This is a genomic window from Caenimonas terrae, from assembly GCF_042655405.1.
Taxonomy (GTDB): domain Bacteria; phylum Pseudomonadota; class Gammaproteobacteria; order Burkholderiales; family Burkholderiaceae_C; genus Ramlibacter; species Ramlibacter terrae_A.
The window spans coordinates 1,179,172-1,205,807 of sequence record NZ_JBHSMF010000006.1 but is presented as its reverse complement, the minus strand read 5'-3'; the positions used below and the strand labels follow the sequence as shown (position 1 = coordinate 1,205,807).

At 58.6% G+C, this 26,636-nt stretch carries 23 protein-coding genes and 1 tRNA gene; 18 read left to right on the top strand and 6 right to left on the bottom strand.

The window, feature by feature from the left end; genetic code table 11:
- Positions 1 to 74 precede the first annotated feature (74 nt).
- The 13 genes from ACFPOE_RS12695 (at position 75) to ACFPOE_RS12635 (ending at position 15,312) form a co-directional block, all read left to right on the top strand.
- Positions 75 to 638 carry a hypothetical protein gene (locus ACFPOE_RS12695; protein WP_376850449.1) on the top strand — a complete coding sequence of 188 codons (564 nt, stop codon included), beginning with the start codon at positions 75 to 77 and terminating at the stop codon, positions 636 to 638.
- A gap of 351 nt (positions 639 to 989) precedes the next feature.
- On the top strand, positions 990 to 1,649 hold the full coding sequence (locus ACFPOE_RS12690; RefSeq protein WP_376850448.1) for a sugar transferase: 660 nt from the start codon (positions 990 to 992) through the stop codon (positions 1,647 to 1,649).
- A 169-nt stretch (positions 1,650 to 1,818) separates the two neighbouring features.
- On the top strand, positions 1,819 to 3,189 hold the full coding sequence (locus ACFPOE_RS12685; RefSeq protein WP_376850447.1) for a UDP-glucose dehydrogenase family protein: 1,371 nt from the start codon (positions 1,819 to 1,821) through the stop codon (positions 3,187 to 3,189).
- 223 nt (positions 3,190 to 3,412) lie between these two features.
- On the top strand, positions 3,413 to 5,158 hold the full coding sequence (locus tag ACFPOE_RS12680) for a right-handed parallel beta-helix repeat-containing protein (protein WP_376850446.1): 1,746 nt from the start codon (positions 3,413 to 3,415) through the stop codon (positions 5,156 to 5,158).
- Between the two features lie 18 nt (positions 5,159 to 5,176).
- A complete protein-coding gene (locus ACFPOE_RS12675; RefSeq protein WP_376850445.1) occupies positions 5,177 to 6,490 on the top strand; it encodes a lipopolysaccharide biosynthesis protein in 1,314 nt (437 codons plus the stop codon).
- Positions 6,491 to 6,543: 53 nt separating this feature from the next.
- A complete protein-coding gene (locus tag ACFPOE_RS12670) occupies positions 6,544 to 7,266 on the top strand; it encodes an FkbM family methyltransferase (RefSeq protein WP_376850444.1) in 723 nt (240 codons plus the stop codon).
- Positions 7,267 to 7,382: 116 nt separating this feature from the next.
- Positions 7,383 to 8,825 carry a hypothetical protein gene (locus ACFPOE_RS12665; protein ID WP_376850443.1) on the top strand — a complete coding sequence of 481 codons (1,443 nt, stop codon included), beginning with the start codon at positions 7,383 to 7,385 and terminating at the stop codon, positions 8,823 to 8,825.
- A 2-nt stretch (positions 8,826 to 8,827) separates the two neighbouring features.
- On the top strand, positions 8,828 to 10,711 hold the full coding sequence (gene asnB, locus ACFPOE_RS12660) for an asparagine synthase (glutamine-hydrolyzing) (RefSeq protein ID WP_376850442.1): 1,884 nt from the start codon (positions 8,828 to 8,830) through the stop codon (positions 10,709 to 10,711).
- A 13-nt stretch (positions 10,712 to 10,724) separates the two neighbouring features.
- The gene (locus tag ACFPOE_RS12655) at positions 10,725 to 11,579 is read left to right on the top strand and encodes a glycosyltransferase family 2 protein (RefSeq protein WP_376850441.1); all 855 of its coding nucleotides are present in this window, start codon (positions 10,725 to 10,727) and stop codon (positions 11,577 to 11,579) included.
- A complete protein-coding gene (locus ACFPOE_RS12650; protein ID WP_376850440.1) occupies positions 11,576 to 12,493 on the top strand; it encodes a glycosyltransferase family protein in 918 nt (305 codons plus the stop codon). Before ACFPOE_RS12655 ends, ACFPOE_RS12650 begins: the two co-directional genes overlap by 4 nt.
- Before the next feature lie 23 nt (positions 12,494 to 12,516).
- Complete coding sequence (locus tag ACFPOE_RS12645; RefSeq protein WP_376850439.1) at positions 12,517 to 13,302, top strand: class I SAM-dependent methyltransferase; 786 nt, start codon at positions 12,517 to 12,519, stop codon at positions 13,300 to 13,302.
- A gap of 1 nt (position 13,303) precedes the next feature.
- The gene (locus tag ACFPOE_RS12640; RefSeq protein ID WP_376850438.1) at positions 13,304 to 14,458 is read left to right on the top strand and encodes a glycosyltransferase; all 1,155 of its coding nucleotides are present in this window, start codon (positions 13,304 to 13,306) and stop codon (positions 14,456 to 14,458) included.
- Between the two features lie 80 nt (positions 14,459 to 14,538).
- The gene (locus ACFPOE_RS12635) at positions 14,539 to 15,312 is read left to right on the top strand and encodes a WecB/TagA/CpsF family glycosyltransferase (protein ID WP_376850437.1); all 774 of its coding nucleotides are present in this window, start codon (positions 14,539 to 14,541) and stop codon (positions 15,310 to 15,312) included.
- 420 nt (positions 15,313 to 15,732) lie between these two features.
- Here the strand turns inward: ACFPOE_RS12635 and ACFPOE_RS12630 are convergent, their stop codons facing one another.
- The 4 genes from ACFPOE_RS12630 to ACFPOE_RS12615 are packed head-to-tail and all read right to left on the bottom strand — an operon-like array spanning position 15,733 to position 21,862.
- Positions 15,733 to 17,994 (bottom strand): polysaccharide biosynthesis tyrosine autokinase, encoded by a 2,262-nt coding sequence (locus ACFPOE_RS12630; RefSeq protein WP_376850436.1) that lies wholly within the window; start codon positions 17,992 to 17,994, stop codon positions 15,733 to 15,735.
- A gap of 18 nt (positions 17,995 to 18,012) precedes the next feature.
- The gene (locus tag ACFPOE_RS12625) at positions 18,013 to 18,444 is read right to left on the bottom strand and encodes a low molecular weight protein-tyrosine-phosphatase (RefSeq protein ID WP_376850435.1); all 432 of its coding nucleotides are present in this window, start codon (positions 18,442 to 18,444) and stop codon (positions 18,013 to 18,015) included.
- A complete protein-coding gene (locus ACFPOE_RS12620; protein ID WP_376850434.1) occupies positions 18,441 to 19,604 on the bottom strand; it encodes a polysaccharide biosynthesis/export family protein in 1,164 nt (387 codons plus the stop codon). The genes ACFPOE_RS12625 and ACFPOE_RS12620 overlap by 4 nt, the downstream gene beginning before the upstream one ends.
- 59 nt (positions 19,605 to 19,663) lie before the next feature.
- Entirely contained in the window at positions 19,664 to 21,862 is a 2,199-nt protein-coding gene (locus ACFPOE_RS12615) for a YjbH domain-containing protein (protein WP_376850433.1), read from the bottom strand.
- 139 nt (positions 21,863 to 22,001) lie between these two features.
- Between ACFPOE_RS12615 and ACFPOE_RS12610 the strand changes: the two genes are divergently transcribed.
- Positions 22,002 to 22,577, top strand: coding sequence for a hypothetical protein (locus ACFPOE_RS12610; protein ID WP_376850432.1), 576 nt, complete (start codon positions 22,002 to 22,004; stop codon positions 22,575 to 22,577).
- A gap of 48 nt (positions 22,578 to 22,625) precedes the next feature.
- Here the strand turns inward: ACFPOE_RS12610 and ACFPOE_RS12605 are convergent, their stop codons facing one another.
- Entirely contained in the window at positions 22,626 to 23,018 is a 393-nt protein-coding gene (locus tag ACFPOE_RS12605; protein ID WP_376850431.1) for a VanZ family protein, read from the bottom strand.
- 110 nt (positions 23,019 to 23,128) lie between these two features.
- Here ACFPOE_RS12605 and galE point away from each other — a divergent pair, with 110 nt between their 5' ends.
- Positions 23,129 to 24,139 carry a UDP-glucose 4-epimerase GalE gene (gene galE / locus ACFPOE_RS12600; protein WP_376850651.1) on the top strand — a complete coding sequence of 337 codons (1,011 nt, stop codon included), beginning with the start codon at positions 23,129 to 23,131 and terminating at the stop codon, positions 24,137 to 24,139.
- Positions 24,140 to 24,159: 20 nt separating this feature from the next.
- Here the strand turns inward: galE and ACFPOE_RS12595 are convergent.
- A tRNA-Leu gene (locus ACFPOE_RS12595) sits at positions 24,160 to 24,246 on the bottom strand.
- Between the two features lie 41 nt (positions 24,247 to 24,287).
- Here ACFPOE_RS12595 and cysM point away from each other — a divergent pair.
- From cysM to rfbD, 3 genes are read left to right on the top strand one after another with little or no spacing between them, the layout of a single operon-like run.
- A complete protein-coding gene (gene cysM, locus ACFPOE_RS12590) occupies positions 24,288 to 25,190 on the top strand; it encodes a cysteine synthase CysM (protein WP_376850430.1) in 903 nt (300 codons plus the stop codon).
- The gene (locus ACFPOE_RS12585; protein WP_376850429.1) at positions 25,187 to 25,714 is read left to right on the top strand and encodes an NUDIX hydrolase; all 528 of its coding nucleotides are present in this window, start codon (positions 25,187 to 25,189) and stop codon (positions 25,712 to 25,714) included. The genes cysM and ACFPOE_RS12585 overlap by 4 nt, the downstream gene beginning before the upstream one ends.
- A gap of 10 nt (positions 25,715 to 25,724) precedes the next feature.
- Positions 25,725 to 26,627 (top strand): dTDP-4-dehydrorhamnose reductase, encoded by a 903-nt coding sequence (gene rfbD, locus ACFPOE_RS12580; protein ID WP_376850428.1) that lies wholly within the window; start codon positions 25,725 to 25,727, stop codon positions 26,625 to 26,627.
- Positions 26,628 to 26,636 lie beyond the last annotated feature (9 nt).

Below are 26,636 nucleotides of genomic sequence, written 5' to 3'. Positions count from 1 at the left end.
ATCTCGGCTCTCGTGGATGCCCGGTCGGACAATCTGCATTAACCCCAACCCGCAATCAGCCCAAGGAACCAAACATGAAAATCAATTTGAAGATGGCCCTGATGGTCGCTGCCGCTGCCCTGTTGACTGCTTGTGGAAGCAGCGACAACACGACGCAGACCTTTGTCGCTGCATCTGATACCACCCTGCCCGCGAACGCAGCCACCGTTCCGGCAGTAAACGGTACCGCTTTCACCTACCCGGGTGGGGTGCCGGCGCTTTCAACCACGGGCACGACCACCGTTGCAATGACTGTCTCCCCCGCCACGTCTACATTCACGATTAGCAGCGCTGGTCAGGGCACCGCGTCTGGAAACTTGACGTTCGGTTCGTGCATTTTCGCGGTCACGAGTTCGACCTTCCCCGCCGGACACCCGTTGGCCCTCGGCCAGACTGTGACGGTTAACCCATGCAACATGAACGTCAACACCGCCGGTGCGGTGGCAAACGGGGTTGGGACGTCGCGGAGTGTGGCGTTGGTGCTGGGTGCTGCCAGCTCGGCCGGCGCCTCGGTGACCATTTCGGTCAACGCAGGGGGGCAACTGACGCTGAACGGCGTCGCCGTCGGCACGATCACTCTCACGCCAGTGTCAGGCTAACTCCTGATTCCGGAGCGTCGAAAAGGCCCCGCGCGCAAGCCCGGGGCTTTTTTGTTGCTGGAGTCCGCTTTTTTAGGCGTTGATCGTGCTGTCGGCAGCGCTGCCGACGCCGCACCGCGAGCCCCGCTGCGGTAACCGTGCCATGACCATGCACAACAGCCTGAAATTCTTCCCAGTCTGGTCGCGCACCTCCGCAACGTGAACTACTTCATGTATTGCCGGGACGGGCATTGTTAGATACCATGACACATAGTGTTTCCAATGTAACCAATAAATATCACTTACTTAGCGAGTGGGCTGATGTACCGGGTCGATTCCGAACAATATGGAGGGAAGCGGGGAGCAATGCCGATGGCGGCGCACGACCGGCTGCCGGCGCCGGTCCCGCGGTTCAGCCCGTTCGCGTTGGCCGTCAAGCGCGGCATCGACATCGTTGGCGCACTTGTCTTCTTTCTGATTTTTCTGCCCGTCTTCGTCTTCGTGGGCGTGGGTGTCCGCATGTCGTCCCCCGGCGCCGCCCTTTATCGGCAAAGTCGGGTTGGAAAAGGTGGCCGCAGATTCGGTTTCTATAAATTCCGGTCGATGCTTTGCGATTCGGAAGAAGTGTTGAGTTCATTCCTGGATACCGATCCCCGCGCGCGCGAGCAGTGGGAAAGCCACCAGAAGTTGGAACAAGACCCGCGCATCACTCGGTTCGGCCGCTTTATCCGCAGAAGCAGCCTCGACGAACTGCCGCAGTTCTGGAATGTCCTGGTTGGCGACATGAGCTTGGTGGGCCCGCGTCCCTGCATGCCGGAGCAGGAGCCCCGCTACGGCAGGTATTGGTCCATCTATTGCGCCATGCGGCCCGGATTGACGGGGCTGTGGCAGGTCAGTGGGCGCAATCACCTTTCCTATAACGACAGGGTCAGGTTGGACGTGCAGTACGCACAGCACTGGTCACTCTGGCTGGACCTCAAGATCATTTCAAAGACCTTCTGGGTGGTGGCGACCGGACACGGTTCCCAATGAGGGCACGCGCATGGACAATCTGAAAGGGCGCATTGACGTGGCCCGCCCAAGTGGTAATGGATGGCAATGCCACCCAGCCGCTTCAGGGGGCGTGTCGCCAGCGCGCGTGCGAACATCGCTGTCCGACCAATAACCATCCCTCACGGCCTGTAGATCGGGTCAGCTCCCAATGAATGTGACCATTATCGGATCCGGCTATGTAGGGCTGGTCACTGGTGCTTGCCTTGCCGACCTGGGCAACCACGTGTTCTGCCTTGACGTCGACCAGGCCAAGATCGACCTGTTGAACAGCGGCGGCATTCCCATTTTCGAGCCTGGGCTGAAGGAAGTGATCGAACGCAACGTCGAAGCCGGTCGCCTGGTTTTTTCGACCGATGTTGCTGCCAGCGTGGCACATGGCGAAGTGCAGTTCATAGCAGTCGGCACGCCTCCGGACGAGGATGGCAGTGCGGACTTGAAGTACGTGCTGGCCGCAGCCCGCAACATCGGGCGCCACATGGATGGATTCAAGGTGGTGATCGACAAGTCCACCGTGCCTGTTGGCACTGCGGACAAGGTCGCCGCTGTCATTCGCGCAGAACTCGCCCAGCGCGGTGTACAAGACATGAGCTTTTCGGTCGTCAGCAATCCCGAGTTCCTGAAAGAAGGCGCTGCGATTGAAGATTTCACCCGCCCGGATCGGATCGTGCTGGGAGTCAAGGACGACGTCGAAGGCCGGCAAGCCCTTGCGACCATGCGGGAGCTCTACGCGCCGTTCAACCGGAACCATGAGCGCACCCGCGTGATGGATGTGAAGAGTGCGGAGTTCACTAAGTACGCGGCCAACGCGATGCTAGCCACACGCATCAGTTTCATGAACGAACTCGCCAACCTGGCCGACGAAGTCGGGGCGGACATCGAACTGGTCCGGCAGGGCATTGGGTCGGACCCGCGAATCGGCTATAGCTTTCTGTACGCAGGCACCGGCTATGGCGGCAGCTGCTTTCCCAAGGACGTTCAGGCCCTGGCCAGTACCGGCCGCGAGCACGGCCAGGTCCTGCGCGTGCTGGAAGCGGTGGAGGCCGTGAACAGAGACCAGAAGCAGGTTCTGGTCAACAAGGTATTTGCAAGATTCGGCCATAACCTGCTCGGGAAAACCTTTGCCATGTGGGGCCTGGCCTTCAAGCCCAACACCGACGACATGCGCGATGCGCCCAGCCGCGTGATCATTGGCGCCCTGCTACGCGCCGGCGCCAGCATCTGCGCGCATGATCCGGTGGCCACCGAGGAAGCCCGGCGCGTGTTGGCGGTGGACTTTGCTGAAGCGCCGGCACTGCTCGATCGCATCCGCTTTGCAGGCAAGCCCATGGAAGCGGTGCAGGACGCTGACGCGTTGATCATCGTCACCGAGTGGAAGGCGTACCGAAGCCCGAACTGGACGGCCTTGAAGACGGCCATGAAGGCCCCGGTGATATTCGACGGCCGCAACTTGTATGAGCCCCACGCAATGCGCCAGAACGGCGTGCACTACATCGCCGTTGGCCGGGGTGGGCATGGTTAACCTTCTCACCCGGCAGTCCTTGCCTCTTGGTGGATCGATATGGCTCTCCGGCGTAGTCACGAAGCGGCTTGCCCTTGCAACATGCATTTTTGCCAGCCTGTGCGCTTGGCCTGCCTGGGCACAGCGCATCGTCTACGTCGCGCCCTTCGCTAAGGTGGAGACCGTTTCCGCCGGTCTCCCAAACAACGCCACCGCTCCCGTCACCCTGACACGAGCGCTCGCCATGCTCAAGGACCCGGCACTGCGTGACCCTCAGGGAACACTTAAGGAGACCGTCACTATCCGCCTTGGTCCAGGAACATATCGCCTTGAGAAGACACTGGACCTGGATGCCGCCAGCAGCGGCAGCGCCCAACACCCGGTCAACATCGAAGGGCCAAAGGACGCCAGTGCGATCATCTCGGGAGGGCGAGCAGTAGGCGGCTTCACAGCGGTGACCGATCGCGGCGTTTTGATGCGCCTGCCTGAAACAGCGCGGGCCCACGTCCTGCAGGCCAATCTTGCCAAACAGGGCATCACCGACTACGGCAAACAGGCGCGCCATGGCTGGGGTGCGATGAATGTTCCAACCGCATTGGAAGTCTTCTATCGCGGCCACCCCATGACACTGGCTCGCTGGCCCAATCAGGGCTTCGCCAAGATTGCTACGACACCGGACGGAGAAAAAGGGTCTACCTTCACTGTAGAAGCTGCAAATCTGGATGCATGGAAGGACGAACCCGATCTGCTGGCAACCGGCTATTGGTTCCAGAACTGGGCCGATGCCACCATCCCGATCAAGGCGCTGGATCTGGTCACGCGCCACGTCACTCTGGCCCCGCCGGCGCCGCCTTACGGCTTGAAGATCGGGCAGCCGGTATTTTTCCAAAACGCGCTCTCCGAGCTCGATCGGCCCGGGGAATGGTATTTGGACAACGCGAGGGGCATGCTTTACTTTTGGCCGCCCCAGCCGTTACAGGAGGGGGAGGTCCAAGTCTCCACTCTGGAAAGACTGCTGGTGATGGACAATGTCAGCCATCTGCACATCGGCGGGGTGACATTTGGAGGTGCCAGGGGTGACGCCATCACCATCCGAGGCGGGCATGACGTCTCGATCGCGAACTCGGTCATTCGCGACGTCGGTAACCGGGCCGCCGTTATCGGCGGGCAAGACAACGGCCTGACAGACATGGTCATCGAAGACATCGGAGAGGGGGGCGTCGTGCTGGCAGGCGGGGACCGTCAGACACTGACCCCCGCCAACCTCTATGTGGCGCGCAGCACAATCCGGCGGTTTGCCCGCGTTTCCCGCACCTACCAACCAGCCATCCTCATGTCTGGTGTGGGCAACCGCGCCGAAGGAAACAAGATCTACGACGCGCCGCATACGGCGATCCTGTTCACCGGCAATGACCACTTGATTTCTGGCAACGAGATCTTTGATGTCTGCAAAGAAACGGGTGACGCCGGCGCTATTTACACCGGTCGGGATTGGTCGGCACGTGGCACGGTGATTTCCGGCAACCACATCCACGACATTCCGGCGAACGTCCGACTGGGCAGAACCAAGGGCGTCTATCTGGACGACCAAGCCAGCGGCATCACTGTGCGCGGAAACTACTTCGAGCGCGTAGATGAAGCTGTCTTCATCGGTGGCGGACGGGACAACCTTATCGAAGATAACAATTTTACCGACACACCCACGGGCATCCATCTAGATGCGCGTGGAACATCTTGGCAAAAGGCAATGACAGAAGCCTCGGGTGGAACTTTGCGTGCTCAATTAACCGCCGTCCCCTACAAGTCCGCGCCGTATCGGCGCTATCTTCATCTCGCCACCATTCTTGAGGATGACCCAGGAATGCCAAAATACAATGTTGCACGAAACAATCTTTTCATCGGCGACGTCACTATTCGGATCCACAAAGATGCTGAGTCTGGAATTTCGATAACTGATGCCTCAGAAAATGTCGTAAGTGAAATACATTGATATTGCGCAAAGTAACGGATGAATCATCTTGCTTATCTACGCGGCAAAATTACCGAGCATAGAGCAAAATCAAAGTCTTTCGCGAAATCGGTTTTGAGCAGCTTGATGAATCAAGCGGTCAGCAGTGGCACCAATTTTGCGCTAACCGTTTACCTGGCTCGGACGCTCACAACTGCTGATTTTGGCTTGTATGGGATCGGCTTCGCAATAACGCTTCTTTATGCCGGTGTGTGCGATGCCCTGTTTCTGACGCAAATGGTAGTGCATGCGCCCGAAAAACTACCGGATGATCGGCTGCCCTATGCCGCGCGCATGCTGTCCGCGCTGGTGCTGTTCTGCGTGTTGACCGCTTCCCTTACTATATTATTGCTTTGCCTTGATGCAACTTCGTCACACTTGGCTGGCCAATACTTCGCTCTAGCACTATCAATAGTTGCTGCTTCCGTTTCATTTGCGCTGAAGGATTTTTTCATTCGGCATGCGTACACCGTGCGCAGGGAAAATTGGGCGCTGTGGGTAAATATCGTTGTTGCTGCAACTCTAGCAGCTGCTCTGGCAGTCAAATACATGCTCTTCGGAGGCTTTGGCCCCGCTGGCGCTTTATGGGTTTATGCACTAAGCAATCTAGCGGGAGCTGCGGTTGGATTCGTGATCGTTGGTTTACCAATGGCCTCAGTGTGTATGAAGGAAATTTATAAAGACGTTCGGCATGCGTGGGTCGGCGGACGCTGGGCATTCGTCGGAGTTGCCGTGACGTGGTCCCAAACTCAGCTCTACATGTACGTCACAGCGATGTTTGTTGGCCCCGCAGGTGTCGGACTTGCCAATGCAGCCAGGATTTTGGTTACGCCTGCGATGTTTTTAATGCCTGCCGTTACGCAAATCGTCATGCCAAGGCTCGCCACCTTGCGAACCACGAACCTCGCAAGAATGATACAAATGAGCACGATCTTTTCCGCCGGATTGGTTGCGTTTGCGGCGCTGTATTCAATCGCGTTAATAAGTACGGGCGATTTTATTGCCCCTATGCTGACGAGACACTATCGGTATGTTGACGTTGCACCATTAGTGGGCGCCTGGTGCGTCATGCTTGTGTTTCAATTTTCGCGTATTGGCGCCGTTACTTGCCTGCAGATTTTGAAGGAGTTCAGAGCCGTGACGTTGTCTAACTCTATAAGCTTACTGGCGGCAGTTCCGATTGCAGTAATACTCATGCAGATGATAGGCGTTAGCGGCGCAATTCTAGGTGGAGCGATTGGCGAGATGGTCTTCAGCGTCCTTCTCTATAAGGTAGTCAAGATGAAATACGTGGCACTACGCGTCCATATGTAAGTATGCTTCGCGACATAAGCGCCAAGCTCTGGAGGAGGTGAGAACATATGTCAATGAAAAATAGAATCCGGATGCTCTTAAGGGGCGTTGGAATAGAGGTCCATAGATACAATGCGGCGCAGTCATTGTCGGCACGAACCGGGGTCCAACTTGCTCATCATGAGGTCGACTGTGTAGTGGACGTTGGCGCTAATGATGGAGGATATGGCCGCTTTATTCGGTCCACCGGTTTCACAGGAAGCATTGTTTCATTTGAGCCTCAGATGGGGGCATATCAGAAATTGCTCCATGCCAGTCATTCAGACCGCGAATGGCATGTGCCAGCAAGAATGGCGCTGGGTGACGCGGCGGCCGAGCTGGAAATCAATGTCGCGGGAAATAGTGTAAGCAGTTCTCTTCTAAAAATGTTGCCACGCCACCTGGAGTCAGCGCCCCTGTCACAGTACGTCGGTAAGGAGAAAGTTGCCGTGAATAGACTGGATGCACTTGAGATTCCTGAGATTAAGCTCGCGCGGAGAATCTTCCTCAAGGTTGACACTCAAGGATATGAGCTTCCAGTCTTGATGGGGGCAGAGGGCATCTTAGACAAAGTTGTAGGTGTGCAACTTGAAATGTCCGTATTGCCTTTATACGACGGACAAGCTTTGTACAGGTCTCTTCTCGATTGGTTGGAAAAGACCGGCTTCGCGATGTGGGGGGTGGAGCCTGGATTTTCGGACTCCAAAACTGGGCAAATGTTGCAATTCGACGGATTATTCTTCAAGAAAAATGCATAGGTGTCAAGTTTCTTCAATGATTTAATGAGCCGCAGTTGGGTCATGTTTATATCTTTAATCGCTTCGAAGATTAACGATCCTGAAACCGGGTATTAATCAAATTAACGAGATCAGGAATGCATAACATTAATGGTTCATGGATCCGTGGCCGTCTTTTCGGTTTACTTATCGTTCTTTCGCTTATTTCTTGGCCGGCGCTGCTGGCAAGTATATTTCCCGAGATTTCGTATCAAAAACTCCCATCGCCGTTAGATCTATTTCCGGCCTTGGTTTCATGGGTTTTACTGTCGACCATTCGGTGTCCCTACTCTCGCTTGCTTGGGTATGCTTGGGTGATTTGGTATTTTGTAGGTGTGCTTAACACCCTCTCAAGCTCCATTGTGCTGGGCAGTTACTATGGTAATCTCAGACTTCAGGAAGCAACGGAAATTTATTTCTGGGGCTGTGCCTTCTATTTCGCGGGCATGCTTTTATTCGAGAAAACCGCGGGTAAAAGGAAGAAGTCCGTCTATGGGGTATCAGTATCCTCGCTTGGGATTCATCCCATTTTTCGGGCTGTTTTACTGGCGTTCCCGATCGCTTGGCTCGCGTCTATGTATTGGACTCTGGGCTATATTCCTATTCTTCGTGGCGTAAATATTGTTGATGACATGTATGAGATTGGATATGGTCCACTGTATCCTTACGGGCCGTTTCTGATTGTTTCCATATTGTTTGCCGCATATAGATGTATGAGCGCCGGCACTCACAAACGGCGGATTTCCTACGGGGTCATCGCGTTGCTGTTTATAATTATCTCAATGGCTGACGGAAAAAGAGCATTTGCAATGGTGGCATTCGGAGGTGTTTGTGGAATTTCGTTTAAGTTGTTCGGGCGCAAGACTTGGTGGCCGATTCTGCCTATATTCGCAAGTGCGATGCTGGCTTTGTATGTTGGTGTACTCCTCCTCCGGGGTGACGAGAGTGGCGTTATTAGATTTGACGCATACGAGAAGATGATGTTAGTCGGTGTGGAGTTCAGGGACTTCGTTTATACGGTTAACTATGCAAAGCCCGGGGAGATACAGAATTATTCTTGGGCAGTGAGTTCTCTGGCTTCTGTCACCAACAATCTGGCGATGAAAGTCCTTGGCTTGGACAAAACGGCGTTGGTGAACTTAGATAGCGCACATGCTTGGGCTACCATTTGGGGCTCCAATTTTGGTATTAGAACCGGAATCCTTAGTGAACTGTGGTTTTCCTACGGTGGCATGGCGATGCCGCTCCTTGTTTTATATGGATTCTTATCGGGCATTCTCATAAGGGGGCTTCGTGCAGTCAGGAGCGGCCGGGATTTGATCTTCTTTTCAAGCTTGTTCGGCCTCTTGGTATTGAACATCACCAGTCAATCGACTTTTACGTTTGGAATTTTGCCCACCTTGTTGTACCTCTATGTCGTCGTGCGGGGAGGTAGCGACCTGTTGCACCAACGCAATCTACGTCGAAATAGGATTCTTGAGTTTTACAGTGGTCTGCGCGATGTGGGGCTGGATGGGCGCTCCGAAAGGCTGCAGAGGTAGCTATGTGCGGAATTAACGGTGTTATATGTCTAGGGGGCGCTCCATCTGAAGCGTATTTGAAAGCCGAAATTGCTGAGATGAATGACGCAGTTGCTCATCGAGGGCCGGATGGGGAGGGGGCATATGTTAACGGGAATGTAGCATTGGGCCATCGTCGGCTTTCCATTATTGACCTAAGTGCTGGCGGCCATCAGCCGATGTTTAACGAGGATGATTCTCTGGTTCTAGTATTCAACGGTGAAATCTATAATTACCTAGAATTGATTCCGGTCCTTAAAGCACTTGGCCATGTATTTCGTTCTCACTCGGATTCCGAGGTGATATTGCATGCTTATGAAGCGTGGGGTCCCCAGTGTGTAGAGCGTTTTAATGGAATGTGGGCGTTTGCGATTTGGGACGTTAAACGAAAGCGGCTTTTTGCGTCACGTGATCGCTTGGGCGTCAAGCCTTTTTACTATGTCAAGGATGCCGTGAGGCTGATCTTTTCCAGTGAGATCAAGGGCATTGCTGCTGTCCGACCCTTGCATCACGCGAATTTGGCCAAGGTACATGACTACTTGCGATACGGGTATCGCACAAGCGACGGCAGTACCTTCTTTGCAGATGTACACGAGTTGATGCCGGGGCAAAATTTAGTGCTTGAGGATGGTGACGTGACGGTCACGCGCTATTGGCAACTGCCGTCGGAGCAGGGTCCGATTGAGCCAGACACAGTGCTCCGTAGCCGCTTTAGCGATTTGCTAGAAGATGCTGTGCGGCTGCGATTCCGCAGCGACGTGCCGGTGGCACTCCTGCAAAGTGGCGGGCTGGATTCGTCGGCCATTTGTCGGGTTGTAGATGATGACATTGAGTCGGGTCGGCTGGCCTGTGAATCCGTTACTGCTTTTACGGCGGTGTTCCCAGGGTTTGAGCACGATGAGCAGGCCCGCGTGCGTGAGCTGATTGGCACATGCAAGCATGTTAAATTGGTGGAGTTAAGCCCAACTGCTGCGGATCTGCTCGCCGACTTGCCCAAGTTTGTCGCCGGGATGGGCGAGCCGGTTCAGAGCACTACCAGCTTCGTGCACTGGCAAATCATGCAGGCCGTGCACGCGCGCGGCATCAAGGTGATTATTAATGGTCAGGGGGCCGATGAGGCGTTGGCAGGCTACGCTCCCTACATCGTCGGCTACCGGCTACTTGACACGCTGCTGGCCAACCCTTTGAAAATGTGGTCGCAAGCCCGTGCGATGCGGGCGCGGCTTGGGTATCCAGCTACTAAGCTAATAGCTCAAACTGCCAAGGCGATGCTGGGGCGACGCGCAGCGAGCAAATGGCGTGCGGCCCGGGTCGAGGGCACCACGCAGGTGCTCAACTCCGAGTTTTGCCAGCGCCACGATGCCCACCTGCCCGACACCAAGATGTCGATGCGCCCACGTAACCTGGACCGCCACCTTCGTGGCCAGATAGAGCACTATGGGTTCAATCAAATACTGCACTACGAAGACCATTCGGCCATGATGAGCTCGATCGAGATGCGCTCGCCATTCGTAGATTACCGGCTGATGGAATTTGCCTTCAGATTGCCAGACCGGATGAAGTTTGACCTAGGAGTGACGAAGCGCATCCAGCGCGAAGCCTTTGCGAGCCGTCTGCCAAGATCGATCGTGAACAATCACAGCAAGATTGGCTTTGCTACGCCGTTCCAAATTTGGATGACCAATCCCGCCTTGAATGCTTATCTCCGAGAGATAGTGGACAGCAGTTCATTTCAGGCGCGCAGTATTTGGAAGGGTGATGAAATCATGAAGCGCTTTGCAGAAAGCGGGCGATACCCCAACTTCCCGTTTTGGCGTTTTATCAATCTGGAGCTGTGGGCCCGTGCTTACGGCATCAGCAACTTATAATCGGCACATAGTCATGCAAACCATTGCGGTTTTAATGACCTGCCACAATCGGCGCGAAAAAACTCTGGCATGTTTGGACGCTTTGTTTGGAAGCGATCGAGTAATTGACGCCGCGTTTGAAGTCTTTCTAGTCGATGATGGCAGCACGGATGGCACGGGTGATGCCGTCAAGGCAAGCTACCCGGCGGTGCACGTGATTACTGGAGATGGCAACCTGTATTGGAACGGCGGCATGCGTGTAGCTTTTGGCGGGGCCATGCAAACCGGGTTCGATTTTTACCTTTGGCTGAATGACGACACGGTGCTCTACCCTGACGCAATGGACGCGTTGCTGGCTTTGGCAAACGCCGAGAACCGCATTCGACAGAAACCCGTCATCATTGTCGGCACCACCCAAGATGCACCTGGGGGCGGCCCCACATACGGAGGTCTCTGCCGTAAGTCTATTTGGCGGCCACTCAAGCATTCCATCACTTTCTCCCAGACGGAACCAACCCCTTGCGAAACCATGAACGGGAATTGCGTCCTTGTGCCGAGTGCAGTGGCAACACAGCTCGGAAACTTGGAGCCGGCCTTTGTCCATGCAATGGGGGATATTGATTATGGCCTTCGTGCTACAAAGGCCGGTTTTCCACTAGTGGTGTTGCCGCGTTATGTGGGTGTTTGCTCGCACAATCCAGTGACGAACACATTTCTCGACGGGCGCTTAAGCCGGCGTGATCGCTGGGCAAAGATCATGAGCCTCAAAGGCCTGCCGCCGAAGCAGTGGTATGTGTTGGTAAGGCGACACGCAGGTTTGATGTGGCCGCTCTTATTTGTATGGCCTTACATCAGAGTAGCGCTGGGAGTTGGGGGAAAAAGAAAATGACCAATGCTCCAATAGCTCTTTTCATATTCAAACGACCTGAGCATACCCGCCGCACGCTGGAGTCATTAGCGCAAAACTCCGAGTTCCACCACAGTCCGCTGTTCATTTATTGCGATGGTGCACGCAATGTAAGCGAGGTGGAGGCGGTGGAAACAACTCGCAAACTGGTGCGTGGTTGGCCTCACCCCGACAAGACGCTGATCGAGCGCGACCACAATTGGGGGCTTGCCAAATCCATCATTGAAGGCGTCACTGTCCAATGCGACTTGCACGGAAAAGTCATTGTCGTCGAGGACGATCTTGTCGTTTCGCCTCATTATCTTAGTTACATGAACGCAGCGCTGGTCAAGTATCAAGATGACGATAGAGTAATCAGTGTGCACGGCTATTCTTATCCGATCGACAATTTGCCGGAGGCATTTTTCATAAAAGGGGCAAGTTGCTGGGGGTGGGCTACGTGGAAGCGTGGTTGGGATTTGTTTGAACCTGATGGGCAGAAGCTGTACGATGAGCTCAAGCGGTTGAATCTGATGCACAGATTCAACATACTTGGCGCATTCCCCTACATGAGGATGTTGCACGATCAAATTCTTGGCAGAAATAATTCATGGGCCATTAGATGGTATGCATCGGCTTTTATCAAAGGTAAGCTCACTTTACACCCGGGCAAATCCTTGGTGTCGAACATCGGACTTGATGGTACCGGCGACCATTGCGATCCGGAAGATATGAGGCCCCCTAATTTTAGTTCTGATCCAATAAAGCTGGAAGACATTGTTGTCGCAGAGGAAGCAAACGCACTACAGGCGTGGGCCGTTCACCTAACTGTGATGAGACGAAAGAAAATGATTAAGATACTTTCTTCGTTGAACCTTCTGATGAGGGTCGTCAGGAGGCGGCTGGGACTGCTTTAGGCTCGTTTAATATGGATTCCTCCTTGAACATCAACTGTCAATGCGGCGCAGGTCAGGAGCACTTGGCCCAGTTCTTTGCCAATGGTGAGACGGATTTCCGTTTGTGTGGGGTTTGTGGTTGTGTTTTTCGTGAGCGTTTCCCTAGCCCCAGTGAGCTTGATCAAATATACCGCCAAGCCTATGGCAACGAAAATATTGGTGCCGTGAATACAAACCAAGAGTCTGGCGACCATGCGACGCTAAATTATGCTCGGCATTTGCTGCGTGAGGTTCTCCATCCGGGCGATCGCCTGCTCGATTACGGGGCCGGAACTGGTGCACTACTCCACGAACTGCGAAAGTTCGGCGTGCGTGGGGACGGGCTGGAGTTTTCGGAAAATGCACGGTCTTACTGCTTGGCGGAGCGTGGTTTTGCGCTTCGATCTAATTTGCGTGATGTGCCCGATGGGTACTTCAATGTCATTTCGATGATTGAAGTAATTGAACACCTCACTGATTTGCCCGGAACGCTGAAAGAGGTCCATCGTGTTTTGGCCCCCGGAGGTCAGATTTTTGTGACAACGCCTTGTCGAACTGGTCTTCGGGCGCGGCTCGAAAGGGGTTTTTGGCGCGAAGCGCAAAAAAAGTTTCATCTGTTTTTGTTCGATTGGCGAAGCATTAACTTTCATTTGCAGCGCGCGGGTTTTTTGGATGTGCGGCGCAAGGTGTTTAGCCCACTACAAAAACCAGGTTGGAAATTTTGGGTTTATTCGAGAATTACCCAGTCCATTGGATTATCTGGCACGCTGTGCGTATTGGCTCGCAAGTAGCATGAGGGTTCTTATCGCCCACAACGCCTATCAACACCGTGGCGGTGAGGATGCTGTCGTTGAGGCTGAAATGGCTTTGCTTCTTTCCCACGGGCACGAGGTGGCAACCTATTTTCGCCACAACGACGATATCGGAGCTATGTCACGTATGTCGGCCTCGCGGCAAGCTCTGTGGTCTTCACGCACCACGAGTGAACTGACAGAACTGATCCGCACCTTCCGCCCTGACATCATCCACGCCCATAACACCTTGCCACTGATCTCGCCGTCTCTTTATTGGGTGGCGGCCCAAGCGGGCGTTCCGGTGGTGCAGACCCTGCACAACTTTCGGCTGATGTGTCTCAATGGCTTGTTTTTGCGAGAGGGTCGCGTGTGCGAGGACTGCCAAGGCCGCTTGCCGTGGCGCGGTGTAGTGCGTAAATGTTACCGGGGTTCCGGCACTGCATCGGCGGTGTTGGCAAGCATGGTGACTTTGCACCGGGGGTTGGGGACCTATCGCCACAAGGTGGCGCGCTACATCGCGCTGAATGACTTCTGCCGCGCCAAGTTCATTGAGGGCGGGCTTCCCGAAGCGCGCGTTGTAGTGAAACCCAACTTTGTTGATTTTGCTGCGCCAGCCGCATTGCATCGCCGAGGCTTCTTGTATGTGGGGCGCCTATCTGTGGAAAAAGGCGTGCAGACGCTAGCGAGCGCAGCGGCATTGTTGCCTGATGTCTGTCTGCGTGTGGCAGGCGATGGTCCGTCGGCGACGTTACTGGACGGACTCAGAGGTATTACGCGCTTGGGAAGCCTGTCCACCGATGCGGTCCGGTTCGAGATGAATAGTGCGATGGCGCTGGTGCTGCCTAGCATCTGGTACGAGAACTTTCCCCGCACGATAGTTGAGGCATTTGCGAGTGGCCTGCCGGTAATTGCCAGCCGTATCGGCGCGCTGCCTGATTTGGTGGACGATGGCGAAACTGGCTTGTTGTTCGAGCCTGGTAACCCGGAAGACTTGGCTCAGAAGATGGCTTACGCACTGGCGCAGCCGGGAAAGTTCGCAGAGATGGGGCGTAAAGCGCGCGCGCACTATGAGGCGAATTTTTCCCCCGAGCGCAACTATGCGCAATTGATGGAAATTTATGGGGATGTTGTCAGTGAAGGAAAGGAGGATTGATCAAACCCTATGCCACCGTCAATCGCATATTCGCGAGTGCCTACGCGCGGCAGTAACTGTCTCGAAGAATGCCAAGTCAGATGACTAATATCCTCCCGAAAGCAGAAGTATTGGGTGTGCCCGTCAACGCATTGGGTTTTTCCCAAGCGCAAGACCGCGTGCTGACATGGGGCGGTGCGCGTCAAAGTCGCTATGTGGTGCTGGCCAATGTGCATGTGGTTGTCACCGCCGCGCGCGACCCCAGCTTTGGCGCAGTCGTGGCTGCTGCAGACCTCATTGCGCCCGACGGCGCGCCAGTCGCGTGGATGCTGCGCAGGCTGGGATATGCGGGACAAGAGCGCGTGAGCGGACCTGACTTGACTTTGGCACTGCTCGCGCGCTGCGCCGTTGAAGGCTTGTCGGTGTATTTTTTTGGCAGCACGCGGCAGACCCTGGTGTTGCTCGTCGAGCGCATCACTGCCGCTTTCCCCGCGCTGAATATAGTAGGTTTTGAAGCGCCATCCTTTGGCGTCAGCACTCCGCAAGAAGATGCTGAGTCAGTAGAGCGCATCAACGCGAGCGGGGCGGGCTTGGTGTTTGTGGGCCTGGGCTGCCCAAAGCAAGAGCATTGGATGCTGGCACACCGCGGCCGAGTGAACGCAGTGATGCTGGGCGTGGGCGCAGCATTCGACTTTCATGCCGGCACCGTATCCCGCGCGCCGTTGTGGATGCGCGAGCATGGGCTTGAGTGGCTGCACCGGCTGGCATCTGAGCCAAGACGCTTGTGGCGACGTTACTTCGTGACTAACACGCTATTTGTGGCCGGGGCGGTGCGGCAGTTGCTTGCTGCGCAGTGGGCCAAGATTTGGCAGTAGAAGAAGACGCTCCATCATTAGTTGGCGAGTTTCTCTGGGCTGGAATCGAGGTTCTTGCTACCGATTGTTAGCATCCAGGACCGCTAAGATGACAGTGAGCCAAAGGGCTAGGCCCACCACCAGAAAGGCTTTCTGGCCGATCCTCTTTGGCCTCTTCGCCGTAAATGCGAAGACCTTCCGACCGCATTCCCTGCAAATATACAGGCGCGTCCAAGGGAGCAACTTCATCCATGGCCGACGCCGGGTCCGCTCCAGCCTAATTGAGCCGCAGTTGCAGTGAGGTTGTGCGATCTTACGCCTCATGACTTTTCGCGAAGTCGCGCTCATGTGTCACGCATAGAGCTTTAGCAGCGACAACGAGCTGGGAATGCGCCGAGTGGCAACGGAATGACCCTGCCATTCGAGTTCAGGCTCGCGCAGTCAGCGCGCAGTTGGAGTCTCATACCGGTATTGGCGGTATTTGTAGCCGCCATACTTATATGCATAGTTACCATAATGGCGCCGACTCATATCAATGGCATTAAACAGAACGCCGGTGACATTGCGGCCTGCGTGGGCCAGGCGTTTCGCGCTCTCGTGCAATTCACCCATCTGGGTTTGGTTGGCCCGCGCTACAAGCAACAGCGTCCCCGCCTGTTGAGCCATCCCAACGGTGTCGGCCGCCACCAGCACGGGCGGTGTGTCCATGATGACCAAGTCGTATTGGCGTGAAAGTTCTTCCAATATTTGTGTAAACGCCCCACTTATCATTAACTCGGCGGGGTTGGGCGGGAGCACGCCGGTCGTCAGCAAGTCTAGATTCGGCAGCACACTGCGACGGATAGCCTCGGACAGCTTCATAGTGCCGGCCACCACTTCCGACAGCCCACCGGAGCGGCTCTTGCCAAAGTAGTGGCTAAGGTAGCCCTTCCGCAGATCGGCGTCGATCAGCAGTACGCGTTTGCCTGCGCTGGCGAGAATGGCGGCGAAGTTGACGGAGACAAAGCTCTTGCCGACCCCAGGGGTGGCTCCGGTAATCAGCACGCGGTTGTTCGGCGCCTCCAACATGGCAAATTGGAGCGCCGTGCGCAGGCTACGCAGGCTCTCCACCGCTGGGTCTTGGGGGCTTACGAGAGCCAGCACGTGGATGCCCGGCTGCTTGGCCAGAGCCTTGCCGGCTAGCACTTCCTGTGCGCCGCTCAACGGAATCGTGCTGTAGACATTCAGGCCAGTGTGCGCCTCAATTTCCTGCGCGTTGCGGATGCCGCGGAACATCGCGTTGCGGGCCAGTGCAAGCATGATGCCGCCTAACAATCCGAGCGCTGCTGCAAGCCCCAGCACAAGAACTCGCTTCGGTTTGATCGCCTGCTCTGGCACGATGGCTTGGTCGATTACCCGCACGTTCCCGATCTTGCCTTCGCGGATCAGCTGCAACTGCATTGAATTATTGCGCAACGACTGGTACAGCTCGTTGTTTACCTTGACGTCGCGCTCCAGACGAAGGGCGTCCTGCTGAACTGCGGGTAAGTTTTTCACCCGCGCGTTAAGTGCGGCGATCTCACGATTCCAGGACGCGATCTGCTGGTCCAAGGTGCGCACAACCGGATGCTCCGCAGTGAACCTGGAAACGAACTCAATCCGCTTCTGCTGCGCTTCAAGAAGCTTGCCCTGTAAGTCAATCGCGCGAGTCAGCGCCAGCTTGGCCTCCTCGTCCAGTGCAACCGTGCCCTGCTGATTGCGATAGCGGCTGTAAGCTTCTTCCGACTGATCCAACTGCTTCTTGAATTGCGGGAGTTGCGTGTCAAGGAAGGCCAGGCTCTTTTCGGCCTCTGCCGCCTTGCGCTCGATGTTCTGGCGCACGTACTGCTTGCCGATTTCGTTCAGCACGTTTGTCATCTGCTCAGGATCTGAGCTCTGCAGGGTTGCTTCGATCACACCTGATTGGCGGCCTTTCTCCGTCAGCTTCAAGTTCTCTTGCAAGGTCTCCATGGTGGAAAGGCGTGAACGTCGCACCAGATCGAACTCCGCGCCGGGCTTGCCGTCGAGTTCGCTGACCATGAGCGTGATGGTACCCAGTGGAGTAGAGCGCACCATGGGCGCATTCACCGCGCCCGCCAGGGCTTGCCGCAGTTCCGGATGGGACAGAACGAATTGCCCACCTCCTTTGGCCGTGATCCTGAAGCGTGAGTTCTCTAGCGCCTGCGGCACGTTGAATGCAGGCACCGAGATCTTTTCGCTGCCGCTGACAAAACCCGGCAGCCCCAGAGCGCCGGGTTCAGACAGGGCTGTGGCGCGGCGGCCGAGCCATTGGCCTACCACAGGGATGTAGCGCGGGCGGGCTTCGATGTACAGCAGGGTGTTGTCCACCGCCTGGCCGACGATCATCCGAGACCGGATCAGCTCGATCTCGGCCGTGGCTGGAGTTTTGACGTCGAACAGGCTGGCCGCCTCGCCCAGGAAGCTCTTGGCGGAGCTGGACGAGTCTTCGACCTGAATCAGCATGTTGGCTTCGTAAACCGGCTTGGAGAACAAGGCGTAGCCGCTACCGACTGCCAGCGCCAGCACCAGCACCAGCAGGATCAGCCAACGGTTGTCCACAAGGATGTCCCAGTATTCAACCAGGTTGATCTGGTCGTCGTCCTCCGGCGCTGGCGCGGGTTGGGTAACCAATTGGTTCTGGAGCAAGGGGTGAGGTGCGTTCATGGGGGCCTGCCTTATCTCTCAAATTCGCTGCAGACGGTGCAGCCATTCGCCGATGCCGTCGTCGATCAGGCGCAGCGCGTCGCGGAAGTTCTTTTCGGGTTTGCGGTATGGGTCCGGGATGTCGCCCTTGCTGAACTCGCCCAGCCTGAAGATGCGACCGCAAGCCTGGGGGTAACGCCCCTCCAGTTCGCGACGCTGCACGGCGTCCATCACCAGTACCAGGTCCGCTGCCAGGCAGGCCGTACGGGTGATCTGTGTGGCTCGGTGTCGGGTGATGTCGACGCCGCGACTCTGCATCAGCCGCACGGCGGTTTCATCCGCAGGCATGCCGACCAACGCGCCGGTGCCGGCGGAACTCACCTGGAAGGCCGGCAGGGCTGCGGCCAGGAGGCCCTGCGCCATCGGGCTGCGGCAGATATTCCCTTCGCAGACCACCAGGATCGAGTTCACGGCGAAATCACCTGCCTGCCGGTCATTAGCGCCTGGGCGGACGGGAGAACCAGGCTGATGATGCGGTTCCAGTTGACCAGCGGCACCGGGTCGATATAAACCACGTCGCGCGGCCGCAGGGCAAACGTATCGGCGAGGGCGAGGGCGGTGGGGGAGCTGGCATTCAGGTGATACACGGCCGGCGAGCCGCCCTGGGCGGTGTTGCGGATGACGTAGATCTGACCGGTGTTGGCCGTCAGCAGATTGGGGCCGCCGGCTTCCCCAAGCGCCTCGTTCAAGCTCATGCGACCGTTGTGCATCGGCAGGGCCGAAGGCCGCAGGATTTCGCCCATGACGTATACCTTGCTTTCGTCGCGGCCTCGCACCGTGACCATGTCGCCGTTCTGCAGCAGGATCCGGTTCGGATTGACGCCCAGCTCCTGCAATTGCATCAGGTCGATCAGCGTAGTTTCGTTGTTGCGGGTCAGGGTGACAAAGGACCGATCGCCGGCAGCGGTCACGCCGCCGGCGCGGCTGATCGCCTCGGGCAGGGTCATTGGCACGTCGGTGAAGATCTGCGTGCCGGGCATGCGTACCTCGCCTTCCACATAGGCGCGGCGGCTGCGGAACGACTGGATCCGTACCGTGACCTGCGGGTCCTTGATGACGCGGCGCAGCCGCTGCACCAGCAGCTCGGAAGCTTCGATCTCGGTCAGCCCTTCCACCTTGACGCGGCCGACGTACGGAAAGGTCACCTGCCCGTCGGCGCCGACGATGAATCCCGGCGCTGAACTGATGCCAGTTGGATCGACCTGCTGGCTGATGACAGCGCCCGCTGCAGGCAGCAGTTCCGGGTGGTCGTACACCACGATGCCGATGATGTCGCTCGGCCCGATGGTATAAGGCTTGGCTTCGGCGAACAGGCGCTGGATTTCCGGGGGCAACGCCCGCGGCCGCTTCTGCATCTGGGCCTGCACCAGCGCCGGGGTGATGGGGGTGATGACGCCCTGGGGCGGATTATCCGCATCGGCTACCACGAATTGCCCGAGCGTCACGCTGGTTCTCACCTTGGGGTCGGCGTAATCGAAGCCCGGCGCCGTGACCACGGCACAACCGTGAACCAGCAGCAATGGCGCCACCAGTAGCAGGCGTGCAATGGCGGGCAATCCGTGTTTCAGCATGTTTTTCCTTGTATCCGAAAGTTCGGCCAAATGGCTCGAACTTTATCCTAGTTGTTCGGCTAACGGGCCGCGTCGCGGATGCGCCGGATGTTGTCCTCGAAGTAGACGAGGCCAGCGCGATCTGAATTGAAGACGGCGTCCAGGGTCGGCACCGGCGGCAGCAGGCCGTAGCCGGGGCGCAATGGGTTGCTGCCGATTTCGCGCACCGTCGATTCGATGGCGTGGCTGAACCGCGGTGTGCCCGTCAGCTGCACCGGCCCGCGCGGTGCCATGTCGCGCCGCGGTCCCAGTGGAAGCGAGATCTCGAGCCCGATGAAGTTGCGCGCCACCGAGTCGCGGTAGGCGCTGCGGCGGAAATACGCATTCACCGCCACGTCGCTGAACCACTGCCGGGCGCCCAGCTGGAAGCCCCGGTCATTGTTCATGAACTGGCCGGCCGTCGCCTCCACGAAAGTCCGTGTGGGAGTGACGTTATAGCGGTAGCTGGCCAGCAGGGGCTTGGCGGTGCGAAGCGTCGGAGCGGGCGTGCCGGCGTGGCCGAACTCCGCGTTCCGGAAGAGTCCGGCCTGGCCGGTCAGTCGGTGCCGGCCTTCGCCCGGCTCCCAGCGCAGGGCCCCGTGGACGCCGTCGAAGTCCCCGCCCACTCTGCCGATGGTGGCTTGGGCCGTCAAACCCCCAAGGCCCCAGCGCAGCGCCTGCAGGTCGCTGCCGGGCGCCAGCCAGCGCTCCAGGGGCACCCGCACCGTTTGCACGAAGGCAAGGCGCTCGGTTTCGGCCCGGATGCGGCGCGGACCGAACACGCCTTCCGGGGCGTAGTCGCTGCTGTTTGCCAGTGGCAGGTTGGCCCGCCATTCGATGCTGGCACCGTGCCACAGCGGCTGCAGCACCCCGACGTTGACGCCCAGCGCGTAGTCGAAAGCGCCGAACTCGGTTCCGATGCTGGTGCGAAGCACGGGGCTGAAGGACACGCGCGCCGTCCGCCAGCTGGGCTGCCTGCCTTGCACGGCCCACTGCACTCCGGCAAGCAGGGATTCCAGTGTGCCCGTCCCCGGCGTCGAGAGTTGGCCGGCCGTGCATGGCGCATTGGAATCGGCCACCCAGCGGGCCAGGCAGTCGGCCTGGCCGGTCACTGCCACGAGCGGAACCTGCCGCTGCGTGAGCACCAGCCGGTAGCCCGTCGTGCTCGTGCCTAGTTTCCGGGCCACCGCACCCAGGGCAGCGCCCAGCGCGTCGGCGGAATTCCAGTTGTAAGTGGCGTTGTTCGCGAGCACCGCGATCGTGCGGTCAGGCATGCGCCCCACCGAGATGTCTTCCAGCCCCTTGGCTTGCAGGGCGACGGCCAGTTCTTCAAGCTGGCCGTCCGTGACGGTAGTGGCGGGCTGCTTCTCGCTCTGCGCTGATGTCGGGGGCGTCGCGACTGGGGCCGGCGGCAAACTGCGCGCTTCGTATGCGGGCATGGGCAGCTGGCCGCTCGCCAGGGCGGGTAGCGCGGCCTTGGCCCCGCCGCCGGGGAGGTCAGGCACCTTGTACAGCGGGATCGACACCCCGGCGGTGACCCAGGCCTTTCTTGTCACAGGCGAGTTGGTCAGCCGCTGGTTGACGCCGACGTACGCCTGCCAGCCTTCGGGCAACCATTGTTTTGGGCTCAGCATCCGGACGCCGGCCCAGGCGTTGCTGTCCGCGTATTCGACGTGGCCGCGCAGCCAGGGCAGCAATTGCCAGGCGACGCCAGCGAAGGGCCCGTCCAGCGGCGAACGCGAGCCGTTGATGCCGTTGTTCGATCGTTTGGCCAGCCCGACGCTGCCTTCGAGCGGCCCCTGGTTGTATGTGAGCACGCCGTAGTAGGTGCGGAAATGGGGCACAGAGCCGCCAACGTCTGCCCCACCGACGGCGATCCGATACCGGTTGGCGGTGTCCAGGCCGATGCCGAACTTGACCGATGCCGACAGGTCGCGGGTGCCGCAGCCTTCGGTGAAACAATTGCGGTTCAGGCTGTTGGTCGCCAGGCGGCCGGACAGTTCGAGGTTCGGAAACAGGCCGAAACTTCCGACGAAATTGTGGCCGCTGGTGTCGCGCACCACGCCCGACAGCTGGTTCTCGTAAGTCGCCTCGAAGCGACCCCAGTCGAGCAGATGGGCATTCGGGGTGATACCCAGACCGGTGTAACCAGCGCCCGTCATCGTCGAATCGATTGCCTTTGCGGAGAAGCTGGCTGTCGTCACAGCAGCGAAAAGGCAGATCGAAAGGCATTGGCGCATGGTGACTTATTGATACAACGCGGTAAGACAGACGATTTTCATTCGAATGGGGGACTTTCCTTTCGAGGATCTTTACGAAACTGAATGTTTCTTGTAGGCTTGTCCCGCTCAAACAACAAATGCTTACCGGGAAGCGCAAATGATCAACACGTTCAAAGGGCTGACGGCCGCTGCCGTCACTGTCGTCGTCATTCTGACTTCCGGGTGTGGCGGCGGCGGGGGCGGCCCCGAACCAGTGCTCACCGCAACCACGAATGTGAATCAGGCCGTGACGGCGAACAACATCAGCGCTATCACCGACAAGACTTTCACGTTTAGCGGCGGAATCCCGGCGCTGGGCACAACCGGCACGACGACGCTGAGTGTCACGCCCGCGGGCACGGGCACATTGCCCAAGTTCTCCGTGTCCAGCGCGACCGATGGCGTTGCGAGCGGAACCGTGGCATTCGGTTCGTGCATCTTCAGGATCGACACGTCCACGTCGAAAAATCCCAAGCTTGCCGTGGGACAAACCGTCGAAGTCACGGATTGCACCCTGCAGGCGCCCACCGCGTCCAAGCCCGTTGGCGCTGCTTTCGGCTCCGACCTGACCCTGACCCTGAACGGAACATCCAGCAAGATTCCGGTGACCATCGTGGTCAACGCGGACGGCTCAGTGACGGTGGATGGCAAGGGGCTTGGTACTGTCACAGTGACCTTGGTCACGGGCACCTGATTCTTCGCGTTCCCGGCTGGAACCCCGCGCCTATACCCGCGGGGTTTTTCATTTCTGGGCCGGGTTCGCTGTGCCACTGCGCCAGCGCCGGGCCAGTCGCAGATGAACTGCTGCCAATCCCCAGCCGAAGAAGGCGCCCGTCATTTCTGTGACCACGCCCTGCAGGCTGGGATGACGCTCGATCGCGAAAAATTGCAGCGCCTCGGTCGCGACGGAGAGCGCAAGTGCGCTGCCCAGAATCTTCCAGGCCCTGGGTGTGGTAACAGCGTGCGTGATTGAGAACGCCGTCAGGGCGAACATCAGCAAGTGCGCGGCGAGCGACATGTCGATGGGGCCGTGCCATCGATCCATCACGGCCATCTTCCAGGGATTTGGCATCAGCTTGCTCACCAGAACCGTGGCGATCAGCAGTGCGGACAGTATCTTCCAGGGAGATTTCATCGTATCCGGCGGGTGGTGAATAGAGCATGGAACTTGCGGGGCGCGATTTTGGCCGTTGTACCATTCCTGCCTTTGCTTCTCTTGCGCGCGCTGCGCCGCCGCATCTTGCCATGACCATCTTGTTGACTGGCGGAACTGGTTTTATCGGCAGTCACACGGCCTCTGTCCTCGTCGAGGCGGGTCACAACGTGGTGTTGTTGGACAATTTTTCCAACAGTTCGCCCGATGTGGCGGACCGCCTCGCGCGGATCACGGGCGAGCGGGTGGTATTGGTCAAAGGCGACGTGCGGGACACGCCATTGGTTCGAGACTGCCTCGAGCAGTACGCATGCACGTCGGTCATCCATTTCGCCGGGCTCAAGGCGGTTGGTGAGTCGGCCTCCAGGCCCCTGGACTACTACGCATCGAATGTGCAGGGGACGATCAGCCTTGTTCAGGCCATGAACATGACTGCGGTGCGAAGCCTGGTGTTCAGCTCCAGCGCCACTGTCTATGGCGTGTCGCAGTACTTGCCGTATGACGAGAAGCATCCAACAGCTGCAATCAACCCGTATGGGCGCACGAAGTTGCACGTCGAGGAGATGCTCAAGGATCTCTGCGATTCGGACCCGTCCTGGCGCATTGCCTGCCTGCGCTATTTCAATCCCGTGGGCGCGCATCCATCGGGTTTGATCGGCGAGGACCCGCAAGGCATCCCGAACAACCTGATGCCATTCATCGCCAAGGTGGCCAGCGGTGTGCTGCCTGAGGTGAACGTGTTTGGAACGGACTATGAGACGCCCGATGGCACCGGAATTCGCGACTACATCCATGTGATGGACTTGGCGGAAGGGCATCTGGCCGCGGTCGCCTATCTGGAGAGAAACGCCGGATGGCAGGCCATCAATCTGGGGACCGGTCGAGGCTATAGCGTCCTGGAGGTGCTGCGCGCTTTCGAGCGCACTTGCATGAGAACGCTCCCGTGGGTGGCTGCGTCGCGCCGGCCAGGAGACGTGCCGACGTCTTATGCAAACGCATCCAAGGCGGCGGAATTGCTTGGATGGCGTGCCCACCGAGATCTGGACGACATGTGTGCCAGCACCTGGCGCTGGCAATGCAACGTCGCGGGAAAAGCAACGTAGAGGTCCCCGCAATTTTAGGCTGGTGCCGGAGGCCGGAATCGAACCGGCACGAGTTTTACCTCGGGGGATTTTGAGTCCCCTGCGTCTACCAATTTCACCACTCCGGCGTCGGAAAAGCGAAGCCGGAAATTATGGCACAGTGACATCCATGAACTACCCAACCATCGAAGACGCCATCGGCAAGACGCCGCTGGTGGCGTTGCAGCGCATTGGTGCGGCCGATAACGCGAAACGGGGCAACGTGGTCCTCGGCAAGCTCGAGGGCAACAATCCCGCCGGCTCGGTCAAGGACCGGCCGGCGCTGTCGATGATCAAGCGTGCCGAGGAGCGCGGCGAGATCAAGCCGGGCGACACCCTGATCGAGGCGACCTCCGGCAACACCGGCATTGCCCTGGCGATGGCGGCCGCCGTGCGGGGCTACCGGATGATCCTGATCATGCCGGAGGACCTGTCGGTCGAGCGCGCCCAAACCATGAAGGCCTTCGGCGCCGAGCTGATGCTCACGCCCAAGAGCGGCGGCATGGAATATGCCCGAGACCTGGCCGAGAACATGCAGCGCGAAGGCAAGGGCCGGGTGCTCGACCAGTTCGCCAACCAGGACAACCCGCGGATCCATTACGAGACGACCGGCCCCGAGATCTGGGCCGACACCAAGGGCAAGGTCACCCACTTCGTCAGCGCCATGGGAACCACCGGCACCATCACCGGCGTCTCGCGCTTCCTGAAGGAAAAGAACCCGGCCGTCAGGATCATCGGCGCCGAACCGAGCCCGGGCTCGCGCATCCCGGGAATCCGCAAGTGGCCGGCGGAATACATGCCCAAGATCCACGATCCATCGGCCGTCGACCAGATGGTCGCTGTCGGCCAGGAGGATGCCGAGGAGATGTGCCGGCGGCTGGCGCGCGAGGAAGGCATCTTTGCCGGCATCTCCGCGGCCGGTGCCTGCTGGGTGGCGCAGCAGATCGCGGGCACGGTCGAGAACGCGACGATCGTGTTCGTGGTCTGCGACCGGGGCGACCGCTACCTGTCCACCGGCGTGTTCCCGGCATGAGCCAAGAGTATCGGTTCTGCCCCAACTGCGCCCAGCCGCTGGAGCTCATTTCCTCGCTGGAGGATGGCGGCGAGAAGCAGCGCCTGCGCTGCGTGGCCTGCGGCTGGACCCACTGGAACAATCCGACGCCGGTGCTGGCCGCCGTCATCCAGTACCGCGACCAAATCCTGCTGGCGCGCAACGCCGCATGGACGCACAAGATGTACGCGCTGATCACCGGCTTCATGGAGGCCGGCGAGTCGCCGCAGGAAGGCATCGCGCGGGAGATCAAGGAAGAAACCAACCTCGACGCGTCCGAGCTCAACCTGATCGGCGTCTACGACTTCCAGCGCATGAACCAGGTCATCATCGCCTACCACGCAGTGGCAGATGGCGAGGTCAGGCTGTCGCCGGAGCTGGTCGACTACCAGCTCTATGACTACGACAAGGTGAAATGCTGGCCCGCCGGCACCGGCTACGCGCTGGCGGACTGGCTGCGCGGCCGCGGCATCGAGCCCGAGTTCATCGAATTCAGGCGTCCCTGACCGTGCGGCGATGAAGCTTCTTCTTCTGGGCAGGAACGGCCAGGTCGGGTGGGAACTGCAGCGCAGCCTGTCGGTTCTGGGAGAAGTCGTGGCGCTGGACCGCGGCTCGTCCAACCATTGCGGCGACCTGTCGAACCTGGAGGGCCTCGCGCGCACCGTCCGCGAGGTCCGTCCCGACGTGATCGTGAACGCAGCCGCCTATACGGCCGTCGACAGGGCCGAGAGCGAGCCGGAGCTGGCGCGCCTGGTCAATGCCGCTGCCCCCGGGGTGCTGGCGCAGGAGGCCAGGCAGCTCGGGGCGCTGCTGGTCCACTACAGCACCGATTACGTCTTTGACGGCTCCGGCAGCCGGCCCTGGACCGAAACCGACGTGCCGGCGCCGCTGAGCGTCTACGGGTCGACCAAGCTGGACGGCGAACGCGCGATCGCGGCGCACTGCGAACGGCATCTGATCCTGCGCACCAGCTGGGTCTATGCCGCCCGCGGTGGCAACTTCATCCGAACCATGCTGCGGTTGGCGCAGGAGCGCGAGCGCCTGACGGTCGTCGACGACCAATACGGCGCACCGACCTCAGCCGAACTGGTCGCTGATGTCACCGCGCATGCGATCCGGCAGCTGACGGCTCCTGCGGCCGGTCGCGCGGGCTTGGCAGGGATCTACCACCTGGCCGCCGCCGGCGAAACCACGTGGCACGGCTATGCGAGCCATCTGCTTGGCGAGGCCCGGCGGCTGCGCCCGGAATTGCCCCTGAAGGCGACCGACATCGCGCCGGTGCCGTCCGAGGCCTTCGTCACTGCCGCCCGGCGGCCTCGGAACTCCCGGCTGGACACGGCTAAACTGCGGGAAGCCTTTGGTCTGGCATTGCCGCCCTGGAAGCAGGGCGTCGACCGGATCCTGGCGGAAATCCTGTAAATTTTGCTG